This is a genomic window from Pontiella sp., assembly GCF_041622395.1.
Classification (GTDB): domain Bacteria; phylum Verrucomicrobiota; class Kiritimatiellia; order Kiritimatiellales; family Pontiellaceae; genus Pontiella.
Map to the genome: position 1 here is coordinate 1 of NZ_JBFJYW010000324.1, position 3,999 is coordinate 3,999.

The following is a 3,999-nucleotide window of genomic DNA, read 5'->3' on the forward strand; positions in this document are numbered from 1 at the left end:
ATAGACCAGCTGGGATATCGACAGCCCGGAGTCGAGGATCTGCTGCTTGAGCGCCTTGACGTCGGCCGCGGAAATCAGCTTGTGGTCGACCGGCGGAACCGGGTCCTGCCAGATCAGATCTTCGGCCGGAACTTCGGGGCCGAGATAACGCGACTTCGGTCCCATGTCGCGGTGCGTCAGCTTGAACCAGGCGCGGGCGAATGCGTCGTAAAACTCGTCCGGGTTGTCCAGATAGCGCTGCGAGATCGGCGCATAGATCGGGTCGAACTTCAGCGAGAGATCCGCCGTGGTCATCATGGGCGGATGCTTCTTTTTTGGATCGTGCGCATCCACGACCATATCCTCTTCGTCCACATCCATGGCGTACCACTGGTGCGCGCCGGCCGGGCTCTTGACGAGCTCATAGTCGTATTTGAGCAGGACCTTCAGGTAGCCCATGTCCCAAGTCGTCGGGTTCGGCTTCCAGGCGCCTTCGATGCCGCTGGTGATGGTGTCGCCGCCCTTGCCGGTTTTGTAGCTGCTTTTCCAGCCCAGCCCCATCTGTTCGATCGGGGCCGCTTCGGGTTCGGGGCCGACGTGCGTGGCGGGGCCCGCACCATGGCACTTGCCGAACGTGTGGCCGCCGGCCACGAGCGCGACGGTCTCTTCGTCGTTCATGGCCATGCGGGCGAAGGTGGCGCGGACATCCTTCCCGGAGGCAACGGGGTCCGGTACGCCGCCCGGGCCTTCGGGATTCACATAGATCAGCCCCATCTGCACGGCGGCCAGCGGGCTGTCCTTCTTTTCAACATCCAGGTCCCGGTCGTCGTTTTCCAGCCACACGGTTTCGGAGCCCCAGTTGACGTCGTGATCCGGCTCCCATACGTCCGCGCGGCCGCCGCCGAACCCGAAGGTCTTGAAGCCCATCGATTCGAGCGCCACGTTGCCGGCGAGGATGATCAGGTCGGCCCAGGAAATCCTGTTGCCGTATTTCTGCTTGATCGGCCAAAGCAGGCGGCGCGCTTTGTCGAGGCTGACGTTGTCCGGCCAGCTGTTGACGGGGGCGAAGCGCTGTTGGCCGCGCCCGCCGCCGCCGCGTCCGTCGCCGACGCGATAGGTGCCGGCGCTGTGCCAGGCCATGCGGATCATGAGGCCGCCGTAGTGGCCCCAGTCGGCCGGCCACCAATCCTGCGAGTCGGTCATGAGTTGGGTCAGGTCTTTTTTGACCGCCTTCAGGTTGAGCGAGTTGAATGCGTCGGCGTAGTTGAACGCTTCTCCCATGGGATTGGACTTGGACGAATGCTGGTGCAGCAGTTCCAGCCGGAGCTGGTTCGGCCACCAATCTTTGTTCGTCGTGCCGCTAGCGGCGGCATGGCTTTTTCCTGTTACGGGGCACTTGCTTTCTTCACTCATGCTTCTCTCCTTGCTGGTTAGTTAACGATTTTCCAACACCTTGAAGGGGTTACGCTCAAGCTTCACAACCGCAACTGAATCGGCCTAATGGTCAAACAGGCAATGCGCCGAGCGGAACATACGCCTTTTACTCCGCTCCGCCATGGACGTCCATTTATTTTTCAATCGAGGCTTGCCGAGGGGCCTGGGCGATGAGCTGGACGACGGCGGAGAGGCCGTGGTGCAGGAGCCCTTCGTGGATCTCGCGGTCGACCTCTTCCGCGAGCACGATGTCGAGTGCTTGGAAGTCCTGCATCAGCATCGCCGCCGAATACATCAGCTCGGGGACGGGCGGCCCGCCATCGCCCGGCATTTCCAGCTGGCGGACCGTGTAGGCCTCCAATAGAAATCGACCGCCTTCGGTCAAGCCATCGGCTGCGGCCGCGTGGACTTTTTTCCGCAAGGGATCCGGCAGGTTGCAGAAGATCGAGACGATGTTGTCCCAGTGGTTCGGCTCGATGACGAAGTCGTCGAGGTCGGCGCAGACCGTCTTGATTTTCACGCCGTTTTCTTCCGCAAACCGCCGCGCTTTTTTCAGCGCGACTGCGGACAGGTCGACCGAGGTCACAGCGAACCCCAGCTTGGCCAGAAAGACGCCGTTGCGCCCTTCGCCGTCGGCTAGGCACAGCACGTTGCCTGGCTTCAGCTTATCCGTGTTGGCTTTTAGGAAGTCATTCGGTTCGGTGCCGTAAACAAATTCATCGGTTGCGTATCGTTCGTCCCACATAAATAAACTCCTATCAACGCAAAGGCGCTAAGAACTCAATGTTACGCAGAGCTTTGCGAATCTCGGTTTCCTTTGCGACTTCGCGTTGAAACTATATTACGACAGCTGTTCGATGTTGCCGCGGGCGAAATCCTCGAAGGCGGAGAGCCCGGCCTTGGCGCCTTCGCCCATGGCGATGATGATCTGTTTGAAGGGAACCGTGGTCAGGTCTCCGGCGGCATAGATGCCGGGCTTGCCGGTTCGGCAGTGGCCATCGACCACAATCTCGCCCATGGGGTTGAGTTCGACCAAGCCTTTGAACGGCGCGCTGTTGGGCGTGAGGCCGATCTGCACGAAAATGCCGTCGGCTTCGATCGTTTCCGTCATGTTGTCGGTCCGGCCTTTTGCTTCGATGCCGACGACTTTCGATCCATTGTCGAGCACCTTCGAGGCGGCGATATTCAACTTGATCGTCACATTGTCGAGCGATTCGGCTTTATTGACCAGAACGCCATCGGCTTTCAGCTCCCCGGCGAATTCAAGCAGGGTGACGTGCGAGCAGATGCCCGCGAGATCGATGGCCGCCTCGACGCCGGAGTTGCCGCCGCCGACCACCACGACGGGCTTGTCTTTGTAGAACGGGCCGTCGCAGTGCGGGCAGAAGGCCACGCCGCGGCCGATGTTTTCCTTTTCGCCGGGGATGCCGAGCTGCCGCCATTTGGCACCGGTCGCCAGGATCAGCGCGCCCGTGGTGACGGTTTCGCCGCCCATCATCTGCAGCGTCTTGCGGGGGCCGTCTTCGATACGCTCTACGCGGCGGTGTTCGAGGATGTCGATGGGGTATTCGCCGAGATGCTCGAAGAGGTTGGCGGCCAGTTGCGGCCCTTCGGTGTAGGGGATCGAAACCAAGTTTTCAATGCCCTTGGTTTCGTTGACCTGCCCGCCGATGCGCTCGGCGACGATGGCGGTCTTGAGCCCTTTGCGGGCGGTGTAGATGGCCGCCGCCGCGCCCGCCGGGCCACCGCCGATGACGGTGACGTCGTATTCCTTGGTGTCGGCGGCTTCGATTTCGCCCGCGCCGAAGTGCGCCTCGAGTTTTTCGAGCAGGTCGGCGAGATCCGCCTTTCCGGCATGCAGCAGCGTGTCGCCCGCCATCACGGCGGGAACGCCCTGGATTTTACGCTCGGAAATCTCGGATTGGAAATGGGTGCCTTCGACCATTTCGTGGTGGAAGTCGGCGTGGATCAGCGCCATCTGGTTGAGCGCCTGCACCACGTCGGGGCAGTTGACGCAGCCGGTGGAGACGTACGAAACCAGGTTGATCGGTCCTTTGAGCGCGGCGATTCGTTTCCGGATGCCGTCGTCCGGCCACTTGCCTTTGCCGTCGGCGTTGAGGATGGCGAGAATGAGCGTGGTGAATTCATGGCCGCCGGGAACGCCGCGGATGACGATCGGCAGTTCCTTGCCGTCGCGTTCGAAGCGGGTTTCGAATCCCTCGCTGTCGAGCTCGACGAGTTCGATCTTGTCGGAGGTCGATGCCACGTCGCGCATCATTCCGACGAGTTCCTGCTCCGCCGGATGTCCCTTGGCGCTGACCCGCAGACGGAAAGCGGAGTTCAGATCGGCGTAGACGGTTTTGAGTTGGTTGAGCGTGGCTTGGTCGAGCATGGGATCTCTCCTGTCAGGATTTTTTTAACGCAAAGACGCGAAGTTTTCCAAGATGCGCAAAGCGTTGCGAGACTCGTCGTCCTGTGCGGCTTTGCGTTTATGAAATTGCCGCCCCCCGCCAGGGGGAGGTGCGGGGGGCGGCTTGGGGTGGGGGAATTGAATGTCGAATAACGAACAAGGAATGTCGAAGTAAA

General features: G+C 61.1%; 3 protein-coding genes. All 3 read right to left on the reverse strand.

The window, feature by feature from the left end; all coding sequences use genetic code 11:
• The coding region (katG, locus tag ABYO54_RS14795; RefSeq protein ID WP_372809013.1) for a catalase/peroxidase HPI at nt 1-1,392 on the reverse strand (1,392 nt) is incomplete at its 3' end.
• 154 nt (nt 1,393-1,546) lie between these two features.
• Entirely contained in the window at nt 1,547-2,158 is a 612-nt protein-coding gene (locus ABYO54_RS14800) for a cyclopropane-fatty-acyl-phospholipid synthase family protein (RefSeq protein ID WP_372809014.1), read from the reverse strand.
• Nucleotides 2,159-2,254: 96 nt separating this feature from the next.
• Nucleotides 2,255-3,805, reverse strand: coding sequence for an alkyl hydroperoxide reductase subunit F (gene ahpF / locus ABYO54_RS14805; RefSeq protein ID WP_372809015.1), 1,551 nt, complete (start codon nt 3,803-3,805; stop codon nt 2,255-2,257).
• Nucleotides 3,806-3,999 lie beyond the last annotated feature (194 nt).

Coding starts and splice junctions, on each gene's coding strand:
- ABYO54_RS14800 (WP_372809014.1), bottom strand. CDS start 2,158: ATGTGGGACGAACGATACGCAACCGATGAATTTGTTTACGGCACCGAA.
- ahpF (WP_372809015.1), bottom strand. CDS start 3,805: ATGCTCGACCAAGCCACGCTCAACCAACTCAAAACCGTCTACGCCGAT.